Here is a 24,675-nt window from a genome sequence, read left to right as displayed (position 1 = left end):
TCTCAGGAGGTCGGCAGATGGCAGAAAACGAGAACGATGTTTTCGACGCCGATAAGGTGGCGGCAGCATTGCGGAAGATGGCGGACGAATGGAAGCCATCGCCCTCGAAGATGACGCTCAAGGAAAAACTTGGACAGCCGCAGATACTCGCGGCCATCAAGGACTGGAAGCGCAAGGGCGCGAGCAACGTGGAAATCGTCGCGGGTCTTCAAACCCTCGGGATCAAGACCACGCCGCAATCTCTGAACTCAACACTTGGGGCGATCGAACGAGATGCGCGTGGCGACGGCAAAGCCAAGTCGAAGTCCGAACGGAGGCCAAGACAGACGGCAAACGCTCCGACGAATTCGACCGGAACGCAGGCGGAAACGCCGACGACAGGCGGTGCAAAGGCCGACAGCAAACCGGACGAAACCGGAGGCGCAAAGCCGGAAGGGCGCAAGCTCACGAAGTCTCCGAGCATGGGCGGCGCGTTCAATCAGGACGAACTCTAAAGGCCCCTAGAAAACCCTCGAAGGAACCCCCTTCGAAACTCCTTAACAGTTTGGCGTAAATAGGAAAAAGCATGTCCGCAAAGTCATCCGACAAGAAGAAGAGAATTGTCCTCGTAGTCTGCAACAAAGGCGGCGTTGGGAAGAGTGTCGTAAGCCGTGCGCTGACCGACTTCCTCCGCGCAGCTGCGCCGGACATCCATGTTTACGACGCCGACGGCGGCGTCGGTTCGCTTGTCGGGTCCTACGGCACGAGGGACGAAAACGGACAGGTCAAGAAGGATCAGGACCCGGCGAAGGGTGTCGGGTATTACGACATCCGCAGCGACGCATCCCGTAATCAGTTGCTGGACACTCTCGCCTCCGGCGCACCGATCATCGTTCACGATCTGGCGGGCGGATCGCTCGGAGAAATCTCTCGCATCATGGATGACGGCGAAGGCGTTGACGGCTTCCTCGACATTGTCGACCAGCAGGGTTATCGCGTGACGCTCCTGCACGTCATTTCGAACGTGCAGGGTGCGACGGCCTCTGTCCGCGAGTATCTGAAAGCCTTTGGTGATCGCGCCGATCACGTCCCGGTCATCAACACCTTTTGGGGCAAGAAGAACGAGGACTTCCCCTTTTGGTATGGCTATGAAGTCAACGGCTCCAAGAAGGGCGGGAACACGAAAGCATCGATTTCGCCCGACGACACGGAGCTTCTTTTCCCCGCCCTGCCCCCCGGTATCTTTGCCCGCGTCGAGAACATGAGCGTCCCGTATTCCGTGGCCGCGAAGTCCGATGATTTCTCGCTGGTCGAGAAGGGCCATGTAAACCGCTTCAACGAGAAGGCGGCGGCCGAGTTCCTGCGGATCAAGGACAAGCTCGGCCTCTAAGCCGAGCGCAACGGAAAGGAGGGCGGCCATGCGTCCGGACATTGAAACTGCGACCTTCTTCGGTAGGGTCGCCCTCGCCCTCGATCTGACCGACAAGCAGAAAGAGCTCGCCTGGTCGATGATGACGAAAGCCGGGGTCGGCAATGGCCACCCCGAGAGTGTCTTCTTCGCGATCCTATCCAAGATGGACGGCCTGTCGTCCGAAACGCTCTCCCGGTTTGCTGACGACGGTCAAGCCCTCGTCGCCAACCTTCGGGCGGCCATGACGGACGAAATGCGGACGCAGCTGGAGGCCCTCCCCGCCTCCCTGTCCAAGCAGCTCGACGATCGCATGGTCAGCTTCGTGGAGCAGCTGGCCTCCAATGTCGATCTCGCCATCACGAAGGAAGCGCGGCGGCGTCAGTCCTTCCGCACGGGCAGCCTCGTCGTCGGGGCGGCAGTGTTGACAATGCTCGCGGCTGGCGGCGGCTACGTCGCCGGGAAAGACGCGATCAACGCACAAGCCGCCAAATGGGAGGCGCTCGTAAATCTTCCTGACGGTGCGACCTGGCTAAACCTTGCTCGATGGAATGACATCGACAAAGTGAAGGCTCAAGCCTGCGGGCCGTCTGACGGGGCGGTGATCTCCGGTTCCCAAGTCTGCGCCCTCCCCCTCTTCACCAGTCAACCCGTAGCCACTTCCAAGGGAGCAGATTACGTGAAGCTCTCGGCCGCCGAATACGCCGTCAAACTCGGATGGCTCGGATACGGCCTCGCCGCCCTTGCTGGCGGTCTGGTCGTCGGTGTATTGGGTCGCCTACGGCGGACCTGATCAGGAGGGCGCGATGACGAAGGACGAGAAACCGAAACCAGTTGTCCATAGCCCTCCTGACGATCCTCTTGGGATCGATCCGGACAAGGACTTCAATGCGGAAGCACGGCGGATCGCTCGAGACGCTATCGAGGGCCGTCACAAAGAAGCCGTCCAGGCGGAAGCTCAAGCCGCCCTTCGCAGATGGGGGATGACGTCGACGCGTTCGGCCGACGATCCCGATCCCGGCGAACGGAAATCCTGAAAAAATTGGCCCCTGCGGGCCGCAACCATGGGACTAGGGCATGCAAGCCTGTCAGCCTTCCCTGCCATGCAAGCGGACCAAATATACGGGAGCAGCCACATCTGGTTGTTGAGATGGCAACAGGGAGCCGATGCAATTTATGTTTGCAATGCTATTAGAACGTGCTTAATATCACGACGCTCAATTCAAGTTCAGAACCTATCATGCAAAGTCAGCAACGGGAGTGTTTGGCATGGGTGAAGGTCGTCTACCAGCTCTTGAGTCCGATCTGGCACAAAATCCAGATTTAGCAGATCGTCTAATTCATGACCCCCAAGCTGTATTGAATAACTATGGGGTAACCATCGACGACACTGCGTCATCGCAAATAAGAGACTTATTGAATGCCCAGGTTAATTCTGGGGTCAATCCGCAAGCAGTATATGTTGCGGTGAAAATTTGAGTATATCGCCACAATGATTTCCCTGTGCTGTCTGGCGAAACGACTATGGGCAATGACCAGATTGACAACATCTCGTTAAATCAACATGCCACTCGATGTCTTCTCGTTGTTCCGCCATTTTGCGACGTCTTTATGCCGTCCCTTGCTGCACACTTGGTGCATGACGTGCTTACGCGTGCTGAGATAGACACCAAGATACTTTATTCCAACCTTATTGCAGCGGATTTAATTGGTTTCAAACTCTACCACACTTTGGCAGCCAGCCATCAATGGCTGGTATGTGAGAGGCTGATTTCTCTAGCTTTGCAAAAACGTAAGCATCCGTTGGTGCCCAATGCCACGGACGCGTCGGTTGCTATACTTGTTGAAAATATCAAGGACGTGCTCAGGGATGCTGGCGTTGATGAAGACGGGTTCTCGGTCGACGAGATACTGAATGCTGTGGATTTGCTTGAAGCCGAATTCCTGAGTGAAGTGGAATCTTGGAACCCGGAGATAATAGCTTTCACGTCCACATTCCAAACGATCACTTCCGTTGAATTGCTTGCGAGAGCAGTAAAATCGAGCATGCCGTCCCCGCCGCATATCATCGTAGGAGGCGCGAACGCCGACGGTGAGATGGCGTTCGGGTTGCGCTCTTTTATGATATCCGTGGACCACATTTTTTCTGGGGAGCTTGATGATCAGCTTTCACAGTATTGCCGAAACAAGTCGTCCTGGTGTCAGGGGATAACTCGATCAAAGGGTATCTATCCGCCCTATGAGGCTTACATCGACTACGATGTGTTTTTTGACCAGTGCCGCCAATACAACCACCCGCATATGGACACCATTTGGCTACCTCTCGAAACATCAAGAGGCTGTTGGTTTGGTGAAAAGTCCCACTGCACTTTTTGTGGTCTTAACGGCAGTGGAATGAAATATCGCGCCAAGGCAGGTGTCTCGGCAGTAGATGAGTATACGTATTACAAAGAGAAGTACGCCCCTAAAGGCTTCTTCATGGTCGATAACATAATTCCGAAAAACTTTTTTGAAGAATTCTTAAAGCCGATTGCCGCCTTGGGAGCCGATCCGAAAACAGATATATTCTACGAGGTTAAAGCCAACCTTTCTGTTGATGAGATAAGACTGATGAGAGATGCGGGGGCTAGTGCGTTCCAACCCGGCATTGAAGCTCTTTCCACACCTCTTCTAAAACACATGAAAAAAGGAACGTCGGCTTTCGTGAATTTGCGGACCCTGTTCTGGGCCAAGCAGTCTGGGATCAAGTGCGTCTGGAACTTACTAGCTCGCTTTCCCAATGACAAAGAGAGTTGGTATCTGGATACCCTGCAACTGATGCCATACATCAGGCACTTCCAGCCTCCTCAACAAGCCGTGTCAAAAGTATCAATCGACAGATTCAGCCCGCATTTTGACCGAGCGACCGATTTCGGAATCCGGAATATCAGGCCAGCTCCTTTGTATGGGCAGATTTTCGCAGATGGCGTCGATATAGATAGGTTGGCTTATCATTTCACCGCGGATTTTGAGACTGAATTCAACGAGGATATTTGTGGTTCATTGGATTCGGAAATAGCGGAGTGGAGAGCTGCTTGGAAAAGGCGACCACCAACCATTGAGGCATTCATATTGGAGAATGGAGGTGCGATCGTTGTCGATACACGCAATACAATCAATGCAACTGATCTCGTAGTTGACGAGGCCGGAGCTGTCGCGTGCTTGGCAAGCGGCGATTGCACCGAAGGCACCGAAGAGTGGCTCGTCAGTCGTGGGCTTGCCCTGAGAGTAGAAGGGCGTCTCGTCAATCTTATCGAGAGAGTCCATTCTGGCGGAAGCGCGCGGGAGCTCCCGTTCTTAATGTAACCTAGTCGTCCACCTGGATCATGGCATCCTTCCCGACGGGTTCGATGCCCTTTTCCACGCATGCCATCAAGAAGCCTATGTAGGGCGGCAATTTTCGGGCCTTACGCTCCCATTTCTTCACTGTCGGTAGGCTGACCCATATTTTTTCGGCAAGCTGCTCCTGCGTGAGCCCCTGCTTTTTTCTCCATGCAATGAAATACTCGATGTCCATTGTCAGCGTCATGCTACGGGCATCCAAACAAAAAAGGGACGGTATGTAACCGCCCCTGATAACCGAAAATCGTTGTCGTGTCGTTAGTTATGCGAACTTCGCCATGAAGCTGGCCGGAGGCCGCGGCGGCTTGTAGTCGTAGGTGGGCAACATATCCGGCTTGGCATCGACCTTGGGGGTCGGCGGGTTCCAACGGGCAATCGGCTGCGGAGCTGCCGCACGGTTCTCGTTTGCTGCCTTGGAGGCGAACGTCTCGGAGAAGTCGTTACGCTTGCCTCGGGTCGGCGCGAAGTCGTAGCTCGCTCCCCGGCCGACGGCCACGACGCCATCGATCGGCACGATACCGAGCATGTGGTTCATGATTTCCCACGGCTTGCGTCCAATGACGATTGCCCTGTCATTGTCGGACAGCTTGCTGATCCACTTTTTGAGATCGCGCATGGTGTCCGCCTCCTTCTTCCGCTCTTCGACGGTCGGTTGATGCAGCGGCACCCGGTTGAACGCCTTAACGCGGGCCAGCAGGTCATTGATCTCATCATCCGCCGTCGGCACGAACTCAACTGCCACCTGGTCGTGGGTCAGTTCTCCGAAAACGGACTTACGGACGGCTTTCGCCATGGTTCTCAATAGGTTTTTCATGTCGCGCCTCCCTCTCAGCACTTGGTTTCAAGCTCAATTCTTGCCGCCGGCGGAAATTGGAACAACTGGATTTCGAGGCCGCTGGCCCGACGCTTCAAGTCTGGTAGGATCGCGGCCCATGACGGCGAGAGAAGTGAGCAAATTTTTTGGCGGCCGGGTCGCCTCCCCGGATCGGTTCCCCGAGTTGGCGCAGCTGCTCGGCCGGATCGAAGCCGCCTATGCTCCGCTTGCCGTGATCCTCTATGGCAGCCGTGCGCGTGGCGATGCGACGGCCTCCAGCGATTGGGATTTGAAGGTGATCGTTCCCGATGACGCGCCTGATCTCGTCCTCTCCCCGATGTTCGGCTGGAAGGTGCAAGAAGGTTCCGGCGTCTACGGAGATGTCTCCTGCATCCGCCTGTCAGAATTCGTTTCGGATTTGAGTGTTGCCAATTCGGCGGCCAGCCATCTCGTCCACGAAGGGATCGTTGTCGATCTGCGGGCGAGTTCGGAAACTAAGCAGGGCTTCTGGCGATGATCGCAACCACGCTGACTCATCAAGGCATCGATCGATCTGGCCGTGCATCTTCAGCATCGCAGGACGGCGACGCGTCAGCTGGCCGAGCTGTGCCTAGAAGGCCCAGTCGGCCCGAAGCTGCGATAATGACGACGGAACGCGAACCGACAGCCGACGAGCAGCGAGGTATCGAATGGTGGAACGCGTTGGACGAGGACGCCCGACGCTACTGGGGTGCGGCAGGCCGAAAACTCGGGACGTGCCGCCGACGCGTGGGAAGCCTACAAGCAGGCCAGAGAGACCACGTCGGGGGCCTGACGATGCAAACGTGCTCTCCGCCATCCTCGATGTAATTGCTGCGGGAGCCAGCAAGGTCAGCGTCGCTCGCGACCTGACTTTGCTCTTACGCGGACGAATGCCTTAGTAAGCCTTCATCACCCGGTATGAGGGCAATCCGCTTTTCACCAAGTTGCTCCACCTTGAATATGTAATTCTGCTTCGCAGGCCCAACAACCCAAAACACCTTCGCGCCGCGCTCGACTAACCCGTTGTATTTCTTGATAGAGTTCCGCATCGCTTGGGTGCCAGTGACAGCGACCTTGCCCTCCCCACTTAGTGAGGTTACGTGTTCGACAAGCTTTTCGACCTCCTTGGCGGTTTTCTTGACTTCGACGGCGACAGACTCATTCTCCGCGCCCGGTTCGGGGTAAGTCACAAGGTCGAACTCCCACTTCTTGGACTGAGTGCCGATCAACTCGGCAGGCCACCCATACTCGAAATGAAGTCGAGCGAGCGCGGCGAACGTGATGACAGGCTCGAGCGAGATCGCGAATGTTCGGGGTATGGCAGTCTTTTCGAATTCCCAGAACAACTGCTCTTTCGCTGAGCTCATTGCTGCCGAATACAAGCCGCGCCCAACATGCCTGACCAAGCCGCCTTCGATAGCACGAAGGAAGTCACGTGCATCGGCGTCTGAAACCAGAGCTGAGTTGTCCTTGAAGCCTGCCCTCCCCCACCCGCGCGAAGGGTGGTCGCAGTATTGCGGGATGAGTTCAGCATGTAGAAGTTCAAGAAACTTTGTCGAGACTTCTAGGCGACGACGATTCCGTATCGTTCGAGAATCGCTCTACCGCCAATGGTCTTTAGGCCAAGGCTGGCGCTTCTCGCATGAGTGGCCGGATACTTGATGATGTTCGCGGCATCCGGCAGCCCCCAATCAGTAACGCTGCGCGTGACGATGACCGTTCGGCTTCGATCGACCGAAGCGACAAAGCGGCGGGCCTCACAGGCAGAGGCGAACTTCTTGGACGAGCCGAACTTAAAGGAGTGATACGGGACAAGCTCTATGGCCGCTACGCGGCGCGCCAGATCGGCCAGGGCGCGGCCATAGTGACCGTTGAAGCGTTCAGAGGCGATGACCCGCGCCACGTCGCGCAGCTTACTTTCCCACCAAACGAAACCGCTGGTCCAAGCCCACTGGGGATCGAGAAACAGATGCTTTCGCCGTTCTTGACGAATCGTGGCCATCAATTGATCGCGGAAAGCGGGATAGTGTTGCTCAATGTGATAGTCACAAGCGGATAGCCCCGGATTGATGAGCAGCAGAACGATTTCGGCGTTCTCCAAATCGCCGTGATAGGGCTGCGGAAGCAGGTTCAGATGCAAGGCGGTTTCTGAGAGTAAGCCGCCCTCAAAAGCCTTCAGAAACTCTGAGTATGACGAAATGCCAGGCTGGGAATGTTTCGCGGGAATGGCATCGCGGGGATGAACATAGGGCGCGCGAACGAGCGCGGCCTCGTCCCAGAACTTTCGCAGATCACACATACCACTTCATTGCCCCCGCTCTCCTAGCTTTTGCTTATAGAGCTTATGCTGATCGATCTCTATCCGGAAAGTCTGCAAGGATACGGGCATGACACCCGCCCGCCCCTCGCGTTTATGAATTGGCCGACCGCAGAACGCCCGCCTTGCCGGGGTGTTGAGCTTTAGGGTTCTGCCGCCAGACGAATTCGACGTTGACTGGGATTCGCCACTTTTTGGCGAGCCGATCAACTTCTTTCCACGCATCCGCTGCCGACTGCCCCTGCACCGAAATGCCAAGTTCGGGGAAATATCTGTAGCCATCGTCCTCGTAGTTGGCAGCCTTAGACGGAACGCCCAGTTCCCGAACCAGCTTCTCGCCCTCGAACCCCTTAGCCTTCACCTGCGCGATCATCATTTGCAGGATTGATGCCCAGTTGGGGTTCTGGATCGGCTTGCCGTTGATTGTCGCCATCATCGGCTTGGTGAAGGTAAGGCTGGGCGCGGTGTCGAACACCAAAGCGCCATCAGTTGACGCCACAGTAGCGCCCGCCACTTCGTCATCGCGTTCGATCCCGAGTTGCTCCATCACCTCCTGCACGATGCGGTCGATGGTTTCGCTCGGCGACTTGGTCCCGAACCACGTCTTGAGCGTGCTGATATCAGCAAAAGTAGCATCGTTGATTCTGACTACAGGCATCATGGCTTTCTCCTATTCGAGCGTCATAGAAAATATGTAACATTATCTCTCGATGCGATCAAGGGAATATGTTACATATCAAGTATGGTGGTCACGATGCCTGGAATGTCGTGCCCGCATTGAATGTCTGAAAGGCCCCGCGAATCTGGTCGTTCCAATAGTCAAGACGAATGACGGTCTGCCACCCTCGCAGCGACCTCTGCTCAATCTCATAGGCCTGTGCCCGGTCTCGGCAATGTGAGCCGAAATTCGGGATAATCGCAGGCCCGATAGTTGCGTGCGTCGAAGTCGGGAGCTTGCTTTGCCAGATGTCCACCCACTTGGGCCAAGTTGGCTCGGCCGTCTTCGTCGGCGGTGGCCATAACAGCTTTAATCAGCATATCCTGAGCCGCCTTATCCAAACCCGCCTTCTTAGGGGCTGCTTTTGCGGGCGCAGGTTTAGCCTCGGCAGTCTTTTTGGGAGCGGGAACCGCCGCTTCTTCGATCTCTTCAGTGTGTCCGTTGAGGACGTCAAAATAGACGAACTTGTTGCAAGCGGTGATGAATGGCCGAGGTGTCTTGCGTTCACCGAACCCGTAGACGGTGACCGCCTGCTCACGGATGCGGGCCGCTAACCGCGCAAAATCGCTATCACTGGAGACGATGCAGAAACCGGAGAACCGCCCTGTGTAAAGCAGGTCCATGGCGTCGATGATCATCGCGCCGTCGGTAGCGTTCTTTCCGGTGGTATAGCCGAACTGCTGAATTGGCTGAATCGAATGCTCGAGAAGGCATTCCTTCCAGCCTTTCAAATTCGGGCCTGTCCAGTCGCCATAAATTCGTTTGACACTGGCGGTCCCATAGTTGGCGATTTCTGCCATCAGACCGACGATGATCTTTGGCGAGACGTTGTCGCCGTCGATCAGCAGCGCAAGTGTTCCCGAGTTCTCAGTTGCCATCTTCACCCCCTTATGACGGCGACCAGACTATCGACGCGCTTCGGCTAGTTGCTTTTGAAGGTTAGGGTGAACTTTCCACCCTCGACCGTGCTGATGACCATTTCCAGCGGAACGCAGTTTGCCTGCGTCCAAAAGACTTTCTTCAGGCCAAACTTCAATGTTTGGGGATAGGTAGGAAGCACAAAACGTCCATCCACCACCTTGTTTTCAAGGACTTCGCAGTTTCCTCGATTCAGCGTGATGCTTGCTATGTTCATATCGAACGCTGTCGAGGTCACGGTTAGCTGTAGAACATCGACGCCCCAGCCTGAGTTGACGACCCAACTATCGACCCCGTAGGGGAACTTGGGCTTTGCCTCCTGCGCGACAGCGGGAGTAATTTGGGCGCTAAGAAGGAGCGCCGCCATAACCAAACGCATTCACCTTTCCCCCTGTTTAATCTTCGCTTTTCATATACCTCAATGGGCCGCGGATGACAGTGGATCGAGCACGGAACCAGCCAGAAAAAAGGCAGGACCTCAACCAGCTCTCCGTCCGATTGGACTGTTGGCGCGAAGCAGCGACATCAGCATCGGGCCAATCGCGAATTCCCCCGCCTTGGTTCGCCGTGTCAGATCGCGCAGGTAACCGCCTGCCGAATTGATGTGGCCGCCGCGCTCCAGAATGCAGGCCATCACTGTCGCTGCGTTTTCCTGTCCCATCACCTCGCACGCTTCCTGATAGGCTGAGGGGCTAACTTTCAGCATGGATCGAACGACAACTGCGGCGGTCATGAAGTCCCGCCAGTTGCTGGTCTGCCCTCCGGGGCCATAGTCGGAAATCTGCGGGCAAGCCTGCAGGACCAGTCCGAGGGGGAACGATTTCAGCGGGCCGCCCTCGCCTGTCGGCGCTTTCGGCGTTCTGGTGCGTCCCTTCCCTCCCCCGGCGTCGCCGGCGGAATCCGAAATATTCTTCTCCTCGGTCAGCGGCACGCTCGGCCGTCCGATGTGATCCGCAGAGTTTGCCCCCAGCTTCGTCTCGAAGCCCGGTTCAAGTTCATAAATGGAGTCGGGGTTTGAATTCTGTTTGTGGCGCTCAAATTGAGACTCATTGGAGTCGATTTTTTGCGTTTTCGTGTTCTTTTCCAGTGTGTTGACGATCTCTTCGCGCAGGAGTTCCAGCTCGTCCAGCACGGAAACCAGCTGTTCGATACCAGGTGCGCGGATAAGTCGGGCTGTCATCGATCGGAACATGAGCGTAATCCGCTCCCATTCGCCCCTAACACCCTCGTCGATCGCTGCGGCGATCAGCTTCGCTATATCGCGACGGCAAATGGTAAGGCGCTGCTTGGTGACCCGCAGGTGTTCGCGGTCAGCAACCGCTTGGGCTGCCAACGCCTCGATCTCGGCCGCCCGTGCCAATAGCGGGGCAAGCGAGAAGCCGAAGGCCTCCTCAACCTCCCCTGCCCTGCCCCGGCGCGCGTAGCGCTTCCCGTTGGCGCTGTCCTTCCGCAGGATCAATCCGGCGTCCACGAGGCCCGCCAGGTGCCGTCGTAGTGTCGCGGCGGTCATCCCTCTCGCGCGGATCGACAGCTGAGCATTCGACGGGAAGACGATCAGGCCGCGTTCCTCGGACAGCTCATTGTCCGGGTAGAACGTCAGCAAGGCGTCTAGGACCGTCAGGGCGCGATCCGTCACGCCCAGCGCTGGCCGTGCTTCGCAAATCGCCCTGAACAGCTTCCACTTGTTCCGCGTTATTCCGGGCTCGATCGTTTCGGCGAGCTGTTGGCTCGCCAACATGCCGAGCGACATCGCCCGCCGCCCAAAGGGCGTCGTCACATATGATGCGTTGTCCATTTCCTTCACCCGTGTTTAGGCAAAAGAAATCCGCTCACCAAAACGGTGCCAAAGACTCTTGACTGCGATTCGTGGAAATGCGATTCTCGCTCTTGTCACGGAATACGAGAGAGGCTTCCACGGGTAACCGATTGGGGCCTTTTTCTTTTTGCCGTCTACTCTCCTTGTTGATCCAACTTGTTCCGATATGCCCGATACAGGTCGCCCAGGTTGTCAGCGATGAAATCGCCAAAGCCCGCGGCATCCTTTGCTTTCAGGGCAAACGTGTATGTCCGGCCGTCCGCCTTGATGTCGGCGGACACGGCCTTGTCGTCCGAGGCCCACTTCTGGGTTTTCGCCGTCTTGAGACGGGTTTGCTTTCCGAGGCCCTTCACGTAAGCCAGCAACGAATTGAAGCGGTCGTCCCCGACTTTCGCCTTGAAGTCGTCGGACTGGATGAAGGTTGTCGCCTGCTCGAGCGTCGATGGCCGCTCCAAGAGGTTCTTGAGCTCATACCAGCGGTCGCGGCCGATGCCCTTGGCAGCGCCGACGGCATCTAGGACTTCCTTCGGAATTGTCGAAACGGCCAGCATCTTCGAGAAGGTTGCTCGGTCGATGGACAGCGCGGAAAGCGCAATCGCGTTGTCACCGTCATATTGGCGGCGGGCGATCTCGGCGGCGAACAGCGCCTTCTCAAGGAACGACAAGTTCGCCCGCGCTGTATTCTCCTGCCCCTGGGCGACGACATGATCGCTGTCCTTGAGGTCTTTGACGACTGCACGGACCTTCCGCTCGAGCGCCTTGGCAGCTCGGAGGCGGCGGTGTCCAAAGACAACCATGTAGCGGCCCGTTTCGGACGGATGCGGCCGGACCAAAATCGGGGTGTCTTGCCCGCGATCCCGAATAGCCGTCAGGAGGTCGTTGAAGTCCTCTTCATCGTCTTCGAGGCGGTCACGAACGAATGAGCCGTCGATGATGCCGGGATCGAGATCGACAACGGCCTCCCCTTCCAGCAGCCGATCCGCCTGGGCGGCCAGCTCGTCAAGGGAATGAATGAGCGACTTCGAGGCACCTTTGTTCGTGTATTCGAGGATAGCCTTGGAGTTATCCGGGGCTTCCTCGCTCATGACGTTCATAAACGGGTTCTTCCGAGCCATAGTTTGCTATCCTCGAAATTTACTTAAATGCTTGATAGTTTTGGTGGGATGGCCGATTTTTACGGCAGTCAAAATCATCACATCCTCCCCCATGCTCGATGGATCAGGCCTTGGATTTCGAAGTTCACGGCATCCATGCACTCTATCGCGCGGTCGTATGTCTCGCGGGTGAAGTTCGAGCGATCCAGCTCATAGAGGCTGCGTTTGGTCAGGCCTGCATCGGAGATCGCGGTCGTCTTCACCATCGGAGTTTTCAGGATTTCCTCGGCGAGCATCGACTGCATAAAGCCAAGCATCTGCACCTGTGGGACGTCTTGAGGCTCAAAGCGGGTGATCAGGTAGCGGAGCCAGTCCAACCGGACGTCAGCGCCAGCCTGTCGGATCGTTTTGACGATGTTCCCGAGCATGAGAAGGAACTGCGACATCGACATCAGGTCGAGCATCTGCGGGTGGACGGTTATCAGCACCGATGTCGAGGCCGTCAGAGCCGTCAACGATAGATAGCCGAGCTGTGGCGGGCAATCGATGATCACCACATCGTAACGGTCATCTACATCAAGCAGGGCTTTGCCGAGCCGGGTGAAAAACCGCTTGCCCTCGTTGCCGTTTTGCATCGCAAGCGGGGTGTCATATTCGTATTCTTGCAGCTCGAGGTTCGCGGGGATGATGTCGAGGCCGGGGAAGTTCGTCGGCAGGATGATGTCCTCGATTGGCTTCCGCTGGTCGTCGTAGCGGATCGTATCGTAGAGTGAGGGATTCTGATCGAGCTCGGGCTGAAAACCGTGAAGTGCCGAGAGCGACGCCTGCGGGTCAAGATCGATGGCGATGACGCGATGCCCCGTGAGGGCAAGGTGCTGCGCGAGGTGGGCGGCCGTGGTCGTTTTGCCGCTCCCACCCTTGAAGTTCACGACTGCGATAACCTGGAGCTTGTCGCCCGGCTTTCGCTGCGGGACGTATTTCTTGGCTTCGCTCTTCCCGGTTTCCGCGAGGTAGTGCCGCAGCTCCCACATCTGCTCGGCCGTGTAGTATTTCCGGTTTCCGGACATCGTGGTCGGGATCGGTCCTTTGCCGTCCAGATAGAGCCGCTTGAGGTTACTTGGCGTCACTCCGAGATAGTGGGCGACTTCCGCCACCGAAAACTGGCGCAGGGTCTTCTTTGCGCTGGGCGGGAAGTTCTCCAACCGCAGCTGATTGAGCTTGCGGGAGATTTCGGCTCCTTGCCTCAAAATCTTGTCGTCGAGCTCAAAAGACGGGAGCGGACTGAACGCGTTCATTGTGCCTCGGGCCATTCTGTCGGTAAAATCACCGATTTGCGTAATATGCCGTCATTATCTCCGATTCTCTCAATCCGGCAAGGAAAATAGAGTTAACAAAAGGTTAACGGCTTTAGGTGTCCTCGGAGGGACAGAAGACGCCGATTCTGAGGGTCATGGGAATAGGGCAGGCAGCTTTTGCACGGTAGTATTGACTGCCGTCAAAATTCGGAATTCTGCAGCAATTTCCGGGAGCTAATATCAGGAGGGGACAACATTTCCCTCCTTGTCTAAGGGACATGAACTCATCGCTTCGACCACAGTCGGTTGCCCTGCTCCATGATCTCTGCACCAAGCTCGCCTGAACAGATACGCGCGAATTCCTGCGTGTGATACATGACCCCTTCCATGTGTGCGAACAGCTGGAAGTGTGAATTCCTGAGGTAGCTGATTGCGAATTCCACGAAGGCGTCGAGGATGTAGTCCATTGGACTGAGCTGCTCGTTGAGCCTGCTGGGGTCTTGGTCGGCCCTGATGGACTCCCAAACCCGGTGGCTCCACGATCCTTCCTCGCCGTCTCCCGGCCAAAGACGGTCAGCCTCGTGGATGACCCAGACAGCGATCTGGCGCAGCAGCTCTTCCTCACCGATAAGCGCCGTGATCTTCCGGCCGTATTCGTCCACGGTCGGATCGACCTGGCGGCGTAGGACTGTCGCGCTCGGCCGCCTCGGGGTGAGTTCGGTGGAAATCAGAATGTGCGGGATACTGTAGGCGAGGTTCGATCCTGCCCGCTTGCCTCGTCCGAACCCAAGCCATGAAGGGGAGGCATAGAGGCCGTCCTGGTCTTCGAGGATGATCCTTGCGCCTGCGAGCATCTGGCAAGCGGGGGCCATCGTCCGGACCATGATCGCGTAATCTCGAACGAACGAAGGGGCTTCCGGGTGTTCGTCGCCTGCGACAATTTCGAAGTCTGGCTGCTTGATGGGCAGGGTGATCACTTCCGTTTCCGTGGAAACCGTGTCGTTGCTGCTTCCCATGCCGTTCATCCAATAGGCGAAGGCCGGGAATACGTTCGAGTTATCGATCTGGTTCAGTAGCGTTTGCATAGTCTCTCTCCCTAGTCGTCAATTCCCGGGCGCGAAGCGCCCCGCGTTCACATGAATTTTTGGTGTCGGCCGCTCGATCCTTCGGGTTTCGAAAGGTTGTAGGGCGATCCGGTTTCTGCGGCAGGCGGCCATTAGGAAGCCGAGGTGCATCTTGGGCGACCCGAACGGGCCGACAGCTTGGGCGGCTTTGCCGATCTCGTGGTTTCCCTGCGCGTCGAGCGGTATTCCGTCGAGGACTTCGAGCAGCTGCACCAGGTCACCGCGATAGTAAGGCTCGGCCAGCTTGTTCAGGGTGTCCTCGTTCGCGGCATATGGCTTCGACATACACCGGGCGACCGTGGCCCGTTCGAACTCGGACAGCTGCTTTGTTGCGAGGAACTCCGCGACGGCCGACATGCGGACAGGTCGCATTTCCTCGTGATCGGGGTGCAGGCGAGGGGTGATCATGACCGCCTCCCGATGCGAACGGTCTTGAGTTCGAGCGAGATGCCCTTCCGTTCGAGCATGCCCGCGATCCGCTTTATCCGGTCGTCGGTGATCGGCAGAAAGAAACGAGTGACTTCCTCCGCGGCACCTTTGACCACCTTCTGCTCCACCTTGGAAAGCGTCTGTTGCTGCAGGGCGTCGATCATTTGCCTGAGGTCGCCGCGCTTGTAGGGGTCCGCGATCTCGCTCAAAGCCCGTGCGTCGTTCCTCGACATGGTCTTCATGAGGCTGCCGATCTTGGCCTTCTCATCGGTGGTGGTGTTCTTCGTCGCGAGGTATGCCGCACATTCCTTCATCCACGATTCGCGCCGAACGGTTTCGGCCATGGATACTAGGGCGTCCCGGTCGATCTCGCCGGACACCTTGGCAACATCGACGATCGCTTCGAGCGCTGCGGCGTTGGCCGGGGTGATTGCAAACATGGTCTGCATGGGTGATTTCCTCTCTGGGGTTTTCTTATGGGGTAGGGGAGGGAGCCTCATGGCCTCCCCGGTAGTCAGATCGCTCAGGCTGGCATCGGCAGGAAGTTGACGAGGCTAGTGCGGTCGCTCATGCCCTCTTCGGGGAGTTCGACCCTAACGGTCTTGAGTTCCGGGTTGACGCCATGCTTGGCGAGGATGCGGGACAGGTTGCCCCAACGGAGCGGCGCTGGATCACGTCCGGCGTTCATCTCCTGGACAACGGCTTTCACCAACCGGGCTTCCCCGTCGGAGAGTGGCAGCCCATTGAGGGCGGCGATCATCTGCGGGAGGTCGCCACGCTTGTAGCGGTCGGCCAGCTCGTCCAGCTGGTGCCTGCTCCGCACTGTCATCGACTTCATGAGTTTACCGACGCGGGCTTTCTCGATCGGGCGGATCGACTTCGTGGCAAGGTAGTCGGCTGTCTCGTGCATCCGGACTTCACGAACGATCGTGTCTGCCATTGTTCGGAGCACGCCTGCTTCGATCTCTCCCGTCGCCCTGGCGGCGTTGATGATGGTTTGCAGGATTTCGATGTTGGCGGCGCTGATTGCGAAGGTAGTCTGCATTTCGTTTCCTTTCTGAGGCAAGTTGTTGATCTCGCTTGCCTAATCTTAGAATCCCATGCCGACTCATCGGCGTCCAACGAAAAATCTTAAAATCTGTTGACTAATCAAATACTTGCAGGAATTCCCCGCGCCAAATCAGCGGCTGTAAACAATCTTTTTTCGGGTAGACGGCAAAGAAAAACCCCGCTTGCGAGGCGGGGTCTGTCAGGGATCAGATGGGGGCGTTGTATCCCCATTTCCCACCGATAGGCGGGTGCGCGATAGGCGCGTCATCGGGTCCGGCGTTCCAGTCGATCCAGAGCGTCCTTTCCCACGTGATCCGATCGGATTCGGCTTTCGCCTCGGGTGTCTCAGGCTCCCAAGTGTCCACGAAATCGTTGACGCCGATCAGCGGGAGCAATTCGAGGTCGATCTTGTTCACGAAGTAGGGCCGCCCTTCGTCGTCTTGTTCGATCGTCTCTTCGTAGGGGACAAAGATGCCATCCAAGTCGAGGCCGCCGGCGCGCAGCGCCTTGAGGTCAACAATCGGAAGTCCGACGACGACACGGGGACCGTCGGGATCGAAGAACCCGATCTTGCCCTGCGTGTTGATCACTTTCCAATGCTCGCCTGCAATGGTGTCCTCGGGAGCATCCGGGTAACGGCGGACGGTTACGACGATAGCGTGGCCCTGTCCTTCCTCGGGGAGAACCGGGATCGTCCAGAATGCGATAGCTCCGTTCCGGCGTTCGGGTGGCACCATGCAGCCGATAAGGCGCTGCTCGGCGGCGTCCATGTTTGGGGAGATGTTGGCAGAAGTCCACGTGAGAACTTCGCGGCTGTTGCGGTCAAGTCCGTTGAAGTAGTGGGTGGTCATGGGTAGTTCCTTTCTATTTCGGTGCTTTAGCGGGCGCGCTGCGGCCTCGCTGGATGCGGTTGGGTGGAATTATGGCCTGCGGTAGCGGCGTGGATCGAAAACCGTGCCTGCGAGTGGCAGGACTGGTTCGCGTGGGCGAAGGCCGATGTTGAAGAGGATGTTGTGGAGGTGGGGCTTTGGCTCTGATCGCCTCCGGGCCTCTGCCTGTGCCATGCCCCAAATGAAGGCGGGTGAGACGACGTGCTCATAGAGCGGTTCGAAGTGAACAGTCGGCTCATCGAAATCGGGGACTGGAACGATTACGATGTTCCCGTCTGCGTTCACGTCGTAGTAGTTGACGGCCTCTATGGGCTGGGGTCTTTCAAAAAACATTGTTCTCTCCCTATTCCTCGGTCTTGTTGTCTTCGGCTTCGAAGAGGCCAAGCAGCTTCGCCAGCTCGGCTCGTTCGCGTGTTACCCGGTATCGCTCTCGGGCGGCCTGAACGCCTTCGTGGGCAATCTCTGCCGCCTGGACGACCTCTTTCAGTTTGCGGAAGGCGAAGTTGTGGACTTGGTATTCCTCGCCAATCCGGACGAAGTGCTCCCCTTGGTTTTCGGGGGGCTTGTCGTAGTCATGGATGGCTGCGGCGCGGTCGAACGCATCGCCCATTGCGAAGTCTGCGGCTTGCATGAGGCCGCGGAGCTCGCCAATCACGGATTCCAGTTTGTGCTCGACCGCACTCACGGCGATCTCCACGTGATCCCGTGGTGGTTTCATCTCTGGCATTTTCATCCCCTTATCTGCGGCAAATAGTTGAACTCGTTTGCCTATTGAGAGAATCCCATGCACCAACCTAACGGCGGCAACACAAAAATCGTCAAATATGTTGAGTAATCAAATAGTTGAAGGAATTCCCCGCGCCTGTTCGACGGGCGTAAACAAATTTAGTCTCCCGCTAAGAATGAAACCCTCGGCAGGTCGAGTTGCCGGGGGTCTATCGGTCGGCCGAACAGCGGATGAGGGGACGCTATGCCAACGCGATTTCGATATTCATAAGGCCAGCCCTGAACCCGCTCCCGAAATCCCCAGGCACGGTCTTGGCTTCCTGTTCGAGCATGTCGAAGCGAAGGGAACCGAAGGTGTCCGCGCCAGCTCGGATGCCCGAGAGGTAGCCCGCAAAGAACGAGGCCGACGCACTGCCGTTCGCCTTTATTGCTTCCACCTCGGCCGCCGCGATTAAGGCACGAAACCTGTGATCGCGATCCATGGGGGCTAGGGACGAGAAATCAGGCATAGGCCAACCCTCGGGACTGCATCGACGGACGCGGAGCCATCGACTGCTGCATGGTCTGCTGTCTCTGTGCCGACGGCGCAGGCGGTGCGATCCGGACGCAAGCCTCGGCAACACCACGGACTTCACCCTGACGGAAGAGGACACCTGGCATCTCATCGGAGCCAAAACGACGATCCAGTTTGCCGTCCTTATCGAGTGCGTAGGCGTAGAACATGGGGGCGTTCTTCACGCCGTCCGGCTGCGGCGGGATTTTCTCGAAAACCTGCTTACCGTCCTTGAGCGTCGGGTTTGCGCGGAAATTGGAGGCGCAGATCGCAACTCGCGTGATCGAGCCGTCGCCGTTCTGACGGTCGAGGGTGCCGACGACGGTATAGCCGAGATGGGGCATGTTTTCGACGCTGTGGCCGTTCGGCTTCACGGGCTTGAGGCGGACATGGCGGGGCAGGGCGGCAGCAAGCTCCGCGTAGGTCTTCGCGCCGAAGGCTTCCATGTCCCGCTCGGTCTTCCGGGCGACGGTCTGCGGGTGCATGTAGATTTTGAAGGGGTCGGCGGTCTTTGCCTCGGCAGCAACGCGGGCCTCATACTCAGGACGTGTCTCGCCCTTGAGCCATGCAGTCGCTCCCGCGTTCTTCTTTTCGAGTTCTAGCTTCTGCTTGATTTTCTCCTGCCAGAAATCGAGGTCGTAGTAATGTTTCGCGGCGGCTTGTGTCATCTGATCTCTCCCAATAGGTGCCTACCAAGATTCTGCCTGTCGGCGGAACCACAGACAAAGGGAAAACGATGTGAAATCAGATACATGACGAATGTCGAAAGGCTTTCAATGGCACCTTCGGTGCTTGTCAGCAAATTTAGCCAAAGCCACTTTTGCCCTATTCCCCGTCGGCACGAAAAAACCCGCCGTTAGGCGGGTCGAAGTCGTCCAGGTGGAGGGGATCAGTCGTCTCGATCCCCTGAGAACCGGGCGCGGATCGCGTAGGCGGTGATGGCCGCCTTGTTGTATCGGAGGGCTTCCTGTTCTGTCGTAAGCGTGAGCTTGCCGCAAATTCGACTGCTGCCCAACATCTTCTGACGTCTGCCTCCGGTCAAAATCCATCGGTCTTCGGTGCGCTTCCAATATGTGATGGCACCATAGGACGGTTGGGTCGCCCACTTGCTTCTCGGGCCGCCCGACCAAATTTCGAGAATTGCGCCGGCGCGATCTTCGGGTGCGATCCCCTTGCTCTCGAGCTGTTCTTCTCCGTCTCGGCTGACGACGGCAAGGAGGCTGGCCGGATCGCTGAACTTGTCGGCCGGGGATTGGCCACGGATGCTCGAGAGGAAGGCCGCCACCCGTGGCTGAGTGGACTGCTTGCCGAGTTCCGCGAGGATCATCTGCTGGTGTGTAGTGTATGCGGTCATCGATCGGCTCCCGAAGGGTAGGGGAGGGCTTCGCGCCGCTCCCCGATGTTGGCGGCTTAGGCAGCCAAGCGGGCTGCCTCTTCGGACAGCTCAACGATGATCTCGAGACAGTCCTTGATGATCGGGAAGCCTGCCTTGTGGCGGCCGATCAGTTCGAACATCTTGCCAGCGTCCAGGTATTCGAGTTCGGGAACGAAGCCGCCCTCAAACTTGATGGCGATGTCTGCAAAGGCGGTGTGGTGAGCGTCGATCTGCATCATGCGGTCGGCCGCGATGATGGCGAGGGCCAGCCCTTTGGCGTTGCATGGGAAATGATGCCAGTTGCTGATGACGAACTCGGATTTCTGTTCGTTATAGCGGGCGACTTCGATTACGATTTTCTGCATTTTAGTTCCCTTCTGGACCGCAAGTTGTTGATCTCGCTTGCGTATTCTCAGAATCTCACGGGAACCCATCGGCCACAACAGGCCGACAATAGAAAAGTGAATGTAATCAGATAGTTGAAAGATAAAGGCCCGCAAAAGCGAGCCTTGTAAACAAACTTTTTTCTTGTGATCGCCTGGCTGTCGGCCGATCAGGGGAGGGCTTCCGCCGCTCCCCTTTGAGTGTTGACAATTAGGCTGTCGCCCGTGTCGCCGCTGCGCCGGCGTTGTGGAGACAAATGGCCGCCTCAATGATCACTCCGTTCGCATCCCTAAGAATACGAGCCGCGTCAATCTGCGCCTGCAGGTGGTCGAGGGCGGCTTTCGCCTCGGCCGACAGGAGGCTGAAAACCTCGTCGTCCTGGATTCGGGTATTAGGGCCAGCAAGGGTGCGGAACTTCCGGAATGCCTTGTCGATCTCGCCCTCGATGTCTTCGAGGATGGCACGGCGATCACGGTTGAATTCGGAGACGCGGGCCTTGAGACGGAAGGGGTTGTCGGTGCGATCCCGCAACCGGGGATGCTTCCAACGCTGTTCTTCCATGCGTCCGCGTTTCGCCTCTTCGACCACATGGCGCGGGGTCGGCACGAACGAGACAATGCGGTTTCCCGTGACGGGATCGGTGCGAAGTGTCCTGGCATCCGATGCCATAACCATGTCATCGGAAAGGGGAATGTCTGCTGCCTTCGGCGGCACGTAGGCGACGGCCCGCCTTTCCGTGATCGTCTGGGCCTTCGGTCGGGCGGCCATCTCTTCGAGAGAAATCGGGGCGGTTCCGGTATGGTGAACGTATTGAGCGACCACAAATGGCTTTGCCTTGGTCTTCTTCTTCTGACGCGGAAGGTCGTGCTTGGCGACATTGCGGGCCAGCGCCGACAGGCTGACACCGAGGATTTTCGCGATCTGGACGGCGGGCACCTTCTTGGCGCGGAGGTCCGCGATGATCTTCATGTTCTCGGGGGTGAATACTTTGGTTTTCTTAGGCATTTTGTTCCTCTCTGGATTGGCAGCTCGTTGATCTCCTTGCCTATTGTCAGAATCCCACGAAAACCGATCGGCCACAAACGGGAAAATGCCGATAGTTATTTGTATTCAAAGCCTTGAGCTAATTGCCCGCGCAGAATATCGCGTTGTAAACACATTTTTTTGTGGGGTCGTCCTGGTGATCGGCCGACAAAGAAGACCACGCTTGGTCCGCGGGATTCTGGTGCTTATGCGATCCTGATGGACATTCTGCCGCCTTATGCGATTTAGGCGGACAGGGGAGGCGGATCGGGGCAGCTTCCGCAAACCCATCGTCGCCCTATTCCCGCATTGGTCATCGTCCCACCGGGCGCGAAGCGCCCCCGCGTCGGACAGCAAAAACCCCGCGTGGTCGGCGGGGTTTCGGTCTTCGGTTGAGTGTTGACAATCAGGAGGCGGCGCGGGCCTCGGCAACTCGCTCGTCCGCATCTTCAGCGACCCGTTGGGTGTCCCGATACCATTCGGCGATCCGAGGGTCTAAGCCGTCTCGTTCGTCAAGAATAAGCTCTCGATCGTTCTCGTCCTCAGTGTCGAAGATAGCGAAAGCCCGGACGCTTCGGCCGTCCTCGCTCAAGCTGGCATGAAGGAAGAATTCGCCTCCGGCTCCTCTTTCGACGGCAAAGCCTTCGTAGTGAAGCCAGGTGTCTGGGGTAAGAGTCAACGTCATATCCGGTTCCTTTCGGTGTTGATGGCCGATCAAGTCGGCATCCCTCAATGGGGGAACGATAACCGGAGGTGGGGAGGGCTTGCCGTCCTCCCCGGGATTCGCGACTTAGGCAGCCCTCTTCACGTGAAGGCCGGACAGTGCGGCCTTGGTGATGATCTCGGCTTGCTTCTCGGTGACGATCAGTTGCGTGCCGCCACTGTGTCCGGCACGGATACCCACGCGGTTGACATGGACAAGGTGCCAACCTGCAGCCCCGCGTTCGATCCGAATGGCTGTCGTTGTCATCGGGTATCGGTAGGACATCGCGGGTCCGCTCGGGCAGTAGAACGCCGCGGCTCCCTTCCGGTGGCTCTTGGGAATGCCGCGGGCCTCGAGCAACTGCTCGGCCTCCTTGGCGACTTCGTAGGCGGCGAATGCCCGGAGCGTGTTAGCCCGGGCTTTGCCGTTGGCCGCCGTGAATGCTGCTTCGATCTTCTCTCGATTGGGTTCTGTGATGCTGATTTTCATATCTCGGGTTCCTCTTCCCTCTGGGGTGGTTTTCTTATGGGGTAGGGGAGGGAGGCTTTGGCCCTCCCCGGTGTTGGCGACTTAGGCGGCGCAAGAGTAGGCGTCGAACTCGTAGTCCATGTTGCCCGCGAGCTCCTCGGCGGCAGTCATCAGCGCGGACATGGTGTCGTCGAGGTAGGATTGGAGCTCTTCGGCTTTTTCGATGTCCTCCCTGATCTTCTCGATCTTCCGGTCGGTCGCTTCCTTGGCCTTCTCGATTTTGCTGTCGAAGGATTTCGAGATTTTCTCTTTGTCGGCTTCGGTCACTGCCTCATCTTCGAGGGCCTCGTCTCGCTGATCGTTGAGCTGCTCGATCGTGTCATCGAGTTCGCTTTCCAGATCGCTGATCTTCTCTTCCAGTGCGCTGATCTCGTTGTATACGCCCTCGTCCTTCATCTCTTCGATCTTGAAGGACAGCTTGGCGATCTGTTTGCAGATGGAGATGGTTATCTTCTTGGTCATGAATTCTTCCCCGTATTTTTGGTTTTCTAGGCAGTTAAGTCTTTGATCTCCTTAACTGTTACCAGTGTCTCACGGCCCCTGATCGGCGTCTATCAAAAAATCGTCAAATCTGTTTACAAATCAGATACTTAAAGGAATTCACCGCGCCAAATCTGCACTTGTAAACAAATTTAGTTTTGGGGTCGTCCTGGCTATCGGCCGACAAAGAAAAACCCCGCTCGGCGGCGGGGTCTGTCGTCTTCGATTGAGTGTTGACAATTAGGCGGCCGCCCGCGCTCGCGCCGCCTCCCTTGTGGAGGGCAGCCCCCAAGGGCGGAAACCCAAGGACGGGAGCTCGTTGCCTTCCTCTGTGTGGGGCAACGGCGTTGTCGAAAGAAGCCGCCAGTTGCCGCTCAAGCGGCCAATCGTTGCGAAGATGCTCCCCCCGCTGATGCCTGGGATTACCCAAGTGGCCTTTGCGTCCTCGCGCTGAGCGGCGGTCATCCGATCCCAACGGGATTCGAGATATTCCTTGCCGTCAGCAAGTTTGGAAACGAAGTCGTTGATCTCGTCGCGGATTTCGTAGGCGACATCCCGGTCTCTAACCGCAAGGGCTTCCCGCTCGGTTTTCGAGATGGTCCGGACGGTCTTACCGTCGATCCGGATCAAGATTTCCGAGAAGGTGAGCATGGATGCGTCGAACGACGCCACGCACAAGTTGATGGCGGAGAACTCGTAGCTGTGTGTGATCGTGCCATCGGCAGTCGAGCGGGTCATTATGCGGGCTTCGGTCGTCATCGGGGAATTCCTCTCCGGGTGTTCTGGTCTTTGGACTGAGTGTTGACAATCTGGAGGGTGGGGAGGACAGCAAGCCCTCCCCGGTGTTGGCGACTTAGGCGGCAGCCTTCAAAGGGCCGACCTCTTCGCGGAGTGCCGCCCGGATGCTGTCCTGAACGTGCGCGGCCTTCCCGATTTCTTCGACCGTCATCTCGGCTTTGAACAGGTCAACGGATTTCTTTTCGATGTCCAAGAGCCGGACGCCGATCCAGTTTGGGTCGCGAGGGATTTCGCCGCTCTTGGGGTCGTATGTCGCGTATTCCTGATAGAGCTCGCCGTCCAACTTGAAGAGGACGTGGGCGATATGCTCTTTGCTCTTGCTTTTCCCGACAACCTTCGTGAACGTCTCGATCAGTTGGAAACCGGACTCGACGCGCTCGGCGGTCTTGGCCGCTTCGCGGTTGGCAGAGAGGGCGCGGGCGGCCGCCTTCTCGGCTATCTCTTTCTCGGCGCGGGAGTATTCGAACTCGCGGCTTTCAATCTTCTTGGCGATGTCGCGGACGGCACCAGACCACTCAGCCCGAGGATGGATGATCTTTTCACGGATGCCTTCGATGCTGTCGGCAAGTGCCTTGGCGAGCCAGTAGTCTCCGCTCACCATGCAAAACGGAATTTCGCGGTTGGCGCTATCTGCGTAGTAGGCCTCTTCGGCAGTATCCGCGACCGACTTCGTGATCTCGGCAAGTTCTGCAAGGTCGGCATGAATTGCGGTCAGCTTGGCGGTAACATCTGCGGCAAGGACGGTCAGAGCGGTGTTGTTCATCAGAATTTCCATGGTGTCTTTTCCCCGTATTTTGACTTTTTCTTCTCAGCCAGGAAACTGTGTAACCAGTTGATCTCCTTAACTAAAC

General features: G+C 57.3%; 34 protein-coding genes. 7 read left to right on the top strand and 27 right to left on the bottom strand.

The genetic code is table 11. The annotated features are described in order from the left end of the window. The first annotated feature begins 110 nt into the window (after positions 1 to 110). From ACQ5BM_RS30185 to ACQ5BM_RS30160, 6 genes are all read left to right on the top strand, one after another. A complete protein-coding gene (locus ACQ5BM_RS30185) occupies positions 111 to 494 on the top strand; it encodes a hypothetical protein (protein WP_429819212.1) in 384 nt (127 codons plus the stop codon). Positions 495 to 565: 71 nt separating this feature from the next. Beyond that, complete coding sequence (locus ACQ5BM_RS30180; RefSeq protein WP_429819210.1) at positions 566 to 1,369, top strand: hypothetical protein; 804 nt, start codon at positions 566 to 568, stop codon at positions 1,367 to 1,369. A gap of 28 nt (positions 1,370 to 1,397) precedes the next feature. Then, positions 1,398 to 2,180 carry a hypothetical protein gene (locus tag ACQ5BM_RS30175; RefSeq protein WP_429819208.1) on the top strand — a complete coding sequence of 261 codons (783 nt, stop codon included), beginning with the start codon at positions 1,398 to 1,400 and terminating at the stop codon, positions 2,178 to 2,180. Positions 2,181 to 2,193: 13 nt separating this feature from the next. Then, entirely contained in the window at positions 2,194 to 2,424 is a 231-nt protein-coding gene (locus ACQ5BM_RS30170) for a hypothetical protein (protein ID WP_429819206.1), read from the top strand. Positions 2,425 to 2,656: 232 nt separating this feature from the next. Beyond that, positions 2,657 to 2,866, top strand: coding sequence for a hypothetical protein (locus tag ACQ5BM_RS30165; protein ID WP_429819204.1), 210 nt, complete (start codon positions 2,657 to 2,659; stop codon positions 2,864 to 2,866). A 45-nt stretch (positions 2,867 to 2,911) separates the two neighbouring features. Next, positions 2,912 to 4,732 (top strand): RiPP maturation radical SAM C-methyltransferase, encoded by a 1,821-nt coding sequence (locus ACQ5BM_RS30160; RefSeq protein WP_429819202.1) that lies wholly within the window; start codon positions 2,912 to 2,914, stop codon positions 4,730 to 4,732. A 1-nt stretch (position 4,733) separates the two neighbouring features. Here ACQ5BM_RS30160 and ACQ5BM_RS30155 read toward each other — a convergent pair whose 3' ends face one another. Then, the gene (locus ACQ5BM_RS30155; RefSeq protein WP_429819200.1) at positions 4,734 to 4,955 is read right to left on the bottom strand and encodes a helix-turn-helix domain-containing protein; all 222 of its coding nucleotides are present in this window, start codon (positions 4,953 to 4,955) and stop codon (positions 4,734 to 4,736) included. A 75-nt stretch (positions 4,956 to 5,030) separates the two neighbouring features. Next, a complete protein-coding gene (locus ACQ5BM_RS30150; RefSeq protein WP_429819198.1) occupies positions 5,031 to 5,582 on the bottom strand; it encodes a hypothetical protein in 552 nt (183 codons plus the stop codon). 133 nt (positions 5,583 to 5,715) lie between these two features. Between ACQ5BM_RS30150 and ACQ5BM_RS30145 the strand changes: the two genes are divergently transcribed. After that, complete coding sequence (locus ACQ5BM_RS30145) at positions 5,716 to 6,099, top strand: nucleotidyltransferase domain-containing protein (RefSeq protein WP_429819196.1); 384 nt, start codon at positions 5,716 to 5,718, stop codon at positions 6,097 to 6,099. A gap of 382 nt (positions 6,100 to 6,481) precedes the next feature. On the opposite strand, the gene ACQ5BM_RS30140 is transcribed toward ACQ5BM_RS30145, so the two are convergent. The 25 genes from ACQ5BM_RS30140 to ACQ5BM_RS30020 all read right to left on the bottom strand — a co-directional run bounded on the left by ACQ5BM_RS30140 (position 6,482) and on the right by ACQ5BM_RS30020 (position 24,587). After that, positions 6,482 to 6,949 (bottom strand): hypothetical protein, encoded by a 468-nt coding sequence (locus ACQ5BM_RS30140; RefSeq protein ID WP_429819194.1) that lies wholly within the window; start codon positions 6,947 to 6,949, stop codon positions 6,482 to 6,484. A gap of 218 nt (positions 6,950 to 7,167) precedes the next feature. Continuing rightward, positions 7,168 to 7,902 (bottom strand): hypothetical protein, encoded by a 735-nt coding sequence (locus ACQ5BM_RS30135; RefSeq protein ID WP_429819192.1) that lies wholly within the window; start codon positions 7,900 to 7,902, stop codon positions 7,168 to 7,170. A 112-nt stretch (positions 7,903 to 8,014) separates the two neighbouring features. Next, a complete protein-coding gene (locus ACQ5BM_RS30130) occupies positions 8,015 to 8,581 on the bottom strand; it encodes a T4SS efffector SepA family protein (protein ID WP_429819190.1) in 567 nt (188 codons plus the stop codon). Positions 8,582 to 8,787: 206 nt separating this feature from the next. Next, entirely contained in the window at positions 8,788 to 9,516 is a 729-nt protein-coding gene (locus tag ACQ5BM_RS30125; protein ID WP_429819188.1) for an NYN domain-containing protein, read from the bottom strand. A gap of 44 nt (positions 9,517 to 9,560) precedes the next feature. After that, positions 9,561 to 9,935, bottom strand: a complete 375-nt coding sequence (locus ACQ5BM_RS30120) for a hypothetical protein (protein ID WP_429819186.1) — start codon at positions 9,933 to 9,935, stop codon at positions 9,561 to 9,563. 99 nt (positions 9,936 to 10,034) lie between these two features. Next, complete coding sequence (gene repC / locus ACQ5BM_RS30115) at positions 10,035 to 11,351, bottom strand: plasmid replication protein RepC (RefSeq protein ID WP_429819184.1); 1,317 nt, start codon at positions 11,349 to 11,351, stop codon at positions 10,035 to 10,037. A 155-nt stretch (positions 11,352 to 11,506) separates the two neighbouring features. Beyond that, complete coding sequence (gene repB / locus ACQ5BM_RS30110) at positions 11,507 to 12,487, bottom strand: plasmid partitioning protein RepB (protein ID WP_429819182.1); 981 nt, start codon at positions 12,485 to 12,487, stop codon at positions 11,507 to 11,509. 77 nt (positions 12,488 to 12,564) lie between these two features. Beyond that, entirely contained in the window at positions 12,565 to 13,761 is a 1,197-nt protein-coding gene (gene repA / locus ACQ5BM_RS30105; protein WP_429819180.1) for a plasmid partitioning protein RepA, read from the bottom strand. A gap of 284 nt (positions 13,762 to 14,045) precedes the next feature. Next, positions 14,046 to 14,846 carry a hypothetical protein gene (locus tag ACQ5BM_RS30100; protein WP_429819178.1) on the bottom strand — a complete coding sequence of 267 codons (801 nt, stop codon included), beginning with the start codon at positions 14,844 to 14,846 and terminating at the stop codon, positions 14,046 to 14,048. An 18-nt stretch (positions 14,847 to 14,864) separates the two neighbouring features. Continuing rightward, the gene (locus ACQ5BM_RS30095; RefSeq protein WP_429819176.1) at positions 14,865 to 15,293 is read right to left on the bottom strand and encodes a hypothetical protein; all 429 of its coding nucleotides are present in this window, start codon (positions 15,291 to 15,293) and stop codon (positions 14,865 to 14,867) included. Beyond that, positions 15,290 to 15,763: a hypothetical protein gene (locus ACQ5BM_RS30090; RefSeq protein ID WP_429819174.1), complete on the bottom strand. Its 474-nt coding sequence runs from the start codon at positions 15,761 to 15,763 to the stop codon at positions 15,290 to 15,292. Before ACQ5BM_RS30090 ends, ACQ5BM_RS30095 begins: the two co-directional genes overlap by 4 nt. 74 nt (positions 15,764 to 15,837) lie before the next feature. Then, positions 15,838 to 16,359 carry a hypothetical protein gene (locus tag ACQ5BM_RS30085; protein ID WP_429819172.1) on the bottom strand — a complete coding sequence of 174 codons (522 nt, stop codon included), beginning with the start codon at positions 16,357 to 16,359 and terminating at the stop codon, positions 15,838 to 15,840. Positions 16,360 to 16,570: 211 nt separating this feature from the next. After that, complete coding sequence (locus ACQ5BM_RS30080) at positions 16,571 to 17,215, bottom strand: hypothetical protein (RefSeq protein ID WP_429819170.1); 645 nt, start codon at positions 17,213 to 17,215, stop codon at positions 16,571 to 16,573. A 69-nt stretch (positions 17,216 to 17,284) separates the two neighbouring features. Further along, positions 17,285 to 17,587 (bottom strand): hypothetical protein, encoded by a 303-nt coding sequence (locus ACQ5BM_RS30075; RefSeq protein ID WP_429819168.1) that lies wholly within the window; start codon positions 17,585 to 17,587, stop codon positions 17,285 to 17,287. Between the two features lie 10 nt (positions 17,588 to 17,597). Continuing rightward, entirely contained in the window at positions 17,598 to 17,981 is a 384-nt protein-coding gene (locus ACQ5BM_RS30070) for a hypothetical protein (protein ID WP_429819166.1), read from the bottom strand. Positions 17,982 to 18,222: 241 nt separating this feature from the next. Continuing rightward, positions 18,223 to 18,489, bottom strand: coding sequence for a hypothetical protein (locus tag ACQ5BM_RS30065; RefSeq protein ID WP_429819164.1), 267 nt, complete (start codon positions 18,487 to 18,489; stop codon positions 18,223 to 18,225). After that, positions 18,482 to 19,201: a hypothetical protein gene (locus ACQ5BM_RS30060; protein ID WP_429819162.1), complete on the bottom strand. Its 720-nt coding sequence runs from the start codon at positions 19,199 to 19,201 to the stop codon at positions 18,482 to 18,484. Before ACQ5BM_RS30060 ends, ACQ5BM_RS30065 begins: the two co-directional genes overlap by 8 nt. Before the next feature lie 221 nt (positions 19,202 to 19,422). Then, positions 19,423 to 19,887, bottom strand: coding sequence for a hypothetical protein (locus tag ACQ5BM_RS30055; RefSeq protein WP_429819160.1), 465 nt, complete (start codon positions 19,885 to 19,887; stop codon positions 19,423 to 19,425). Between the two features lie 56 nt (positions 19,888 to 19,943). Continuing rightward, positions 19,944 to 20,273: a hypothetical protein gene (locus ACQ5BM_RS30050; RefSeq protein WP_429819159.1), complete on the bottom strand. Its 330-nt coding sequence runs from the start codon at positions 20,271 to 20,273 to the stop codon at positions 19,944 to 19,946. A gap of 229 nt (positions 20,274 to 20,502) precedes the next feature. Further along, a complete protein-coding gene (locus tag ACQ5BM_RS30045) occupies positions 20,503 to 21,372 on the bottom strand; it encodes a hypothetical protein (protein WP_429819157.1) in 870 nt (289 codons plus the stop codon). Positions 21,373 to 21,721: 349 nt separating this feature from the next. After that, the gene (locus ACQ5BM_RS30040; RefSeq protein ID WP_429819156.1) at positions 21,722 to 22,033 is read right to left on the bottom strand and encodes a hypothetical protein; all 312 of its coding nucleotides are present in this window, start codon (positions 22,031 to 22,033) and stop codon (positions 21,722 to 21,724) included. A gap of 72 nt (positions 22,034 to 22,105) precedes the next feature. After that, positions 22,106 to 22,507, bottom strand: a complete 402-nt coding sequence (locus ACQ5BM_RS30035) for a hypothetical protein (RefSeq protein ID WP_429819154.1) — start codon at positions 22,505 to 22,507, stop codon at positions 22,106 to 22,108. Between the two features lie 81 nt (positions 22,508 to 22,588). Then, on the bottom strand, positions 22,589 to 23,008 hold the full coding sequence (locus tag ACQ5BM_RS30030) for a hypothetical protein (protein WP_429819152.1): 420 nt from the start codon (positions 23,006 to 23,008) through the stop codon (positions 22,589 to 22,591). Between the two features lie 258 nt (positions 23,009 to 23,266). Next, positions 23,267 to 23,785 carry a hypothetical protein gene (locus ACQ5BM_RS30025; protein ID WP_429819150.1) on the bottom strand — a complete coding sequence of 173 codons (519 nt, stop codon included), beginning with the start codon at positions 23,783 to 23,785 and terminating at the stop codon, positions 23,267 to 23,269. A 94-nt stretch (positions 23,786 to 23,879) separates the two neighbouring features. Beyond that, positions 23,880 to 24,587, bottom strand: coding sequence for a hypothetical protein (locus tag ACQ5BM_RS30020; RefSeq protein ID WP_429819148.1), 708 nt, complete (start codon positions 24,585 to 24,587; stop codon positions 23,880 to 23,882). Positions 24,588 to 24,675: the final 88 nt, after the last annotated feature.

This window comes from Ensifer sp. B1-9, from assembly GCF_050474445.1.
In the GTDB taxonomy this organism is placed as follows: Bacteria; Pseudomonadota; Alphaproteobacteria; order Rhizobiales; family Rhizobiaceae; genus Ensifer.
The sequence above is the reverse complement of the archived record's forward strand: the minus strand, read 5'-3'. Positions and strand labels throughout refer to the sequence as shown.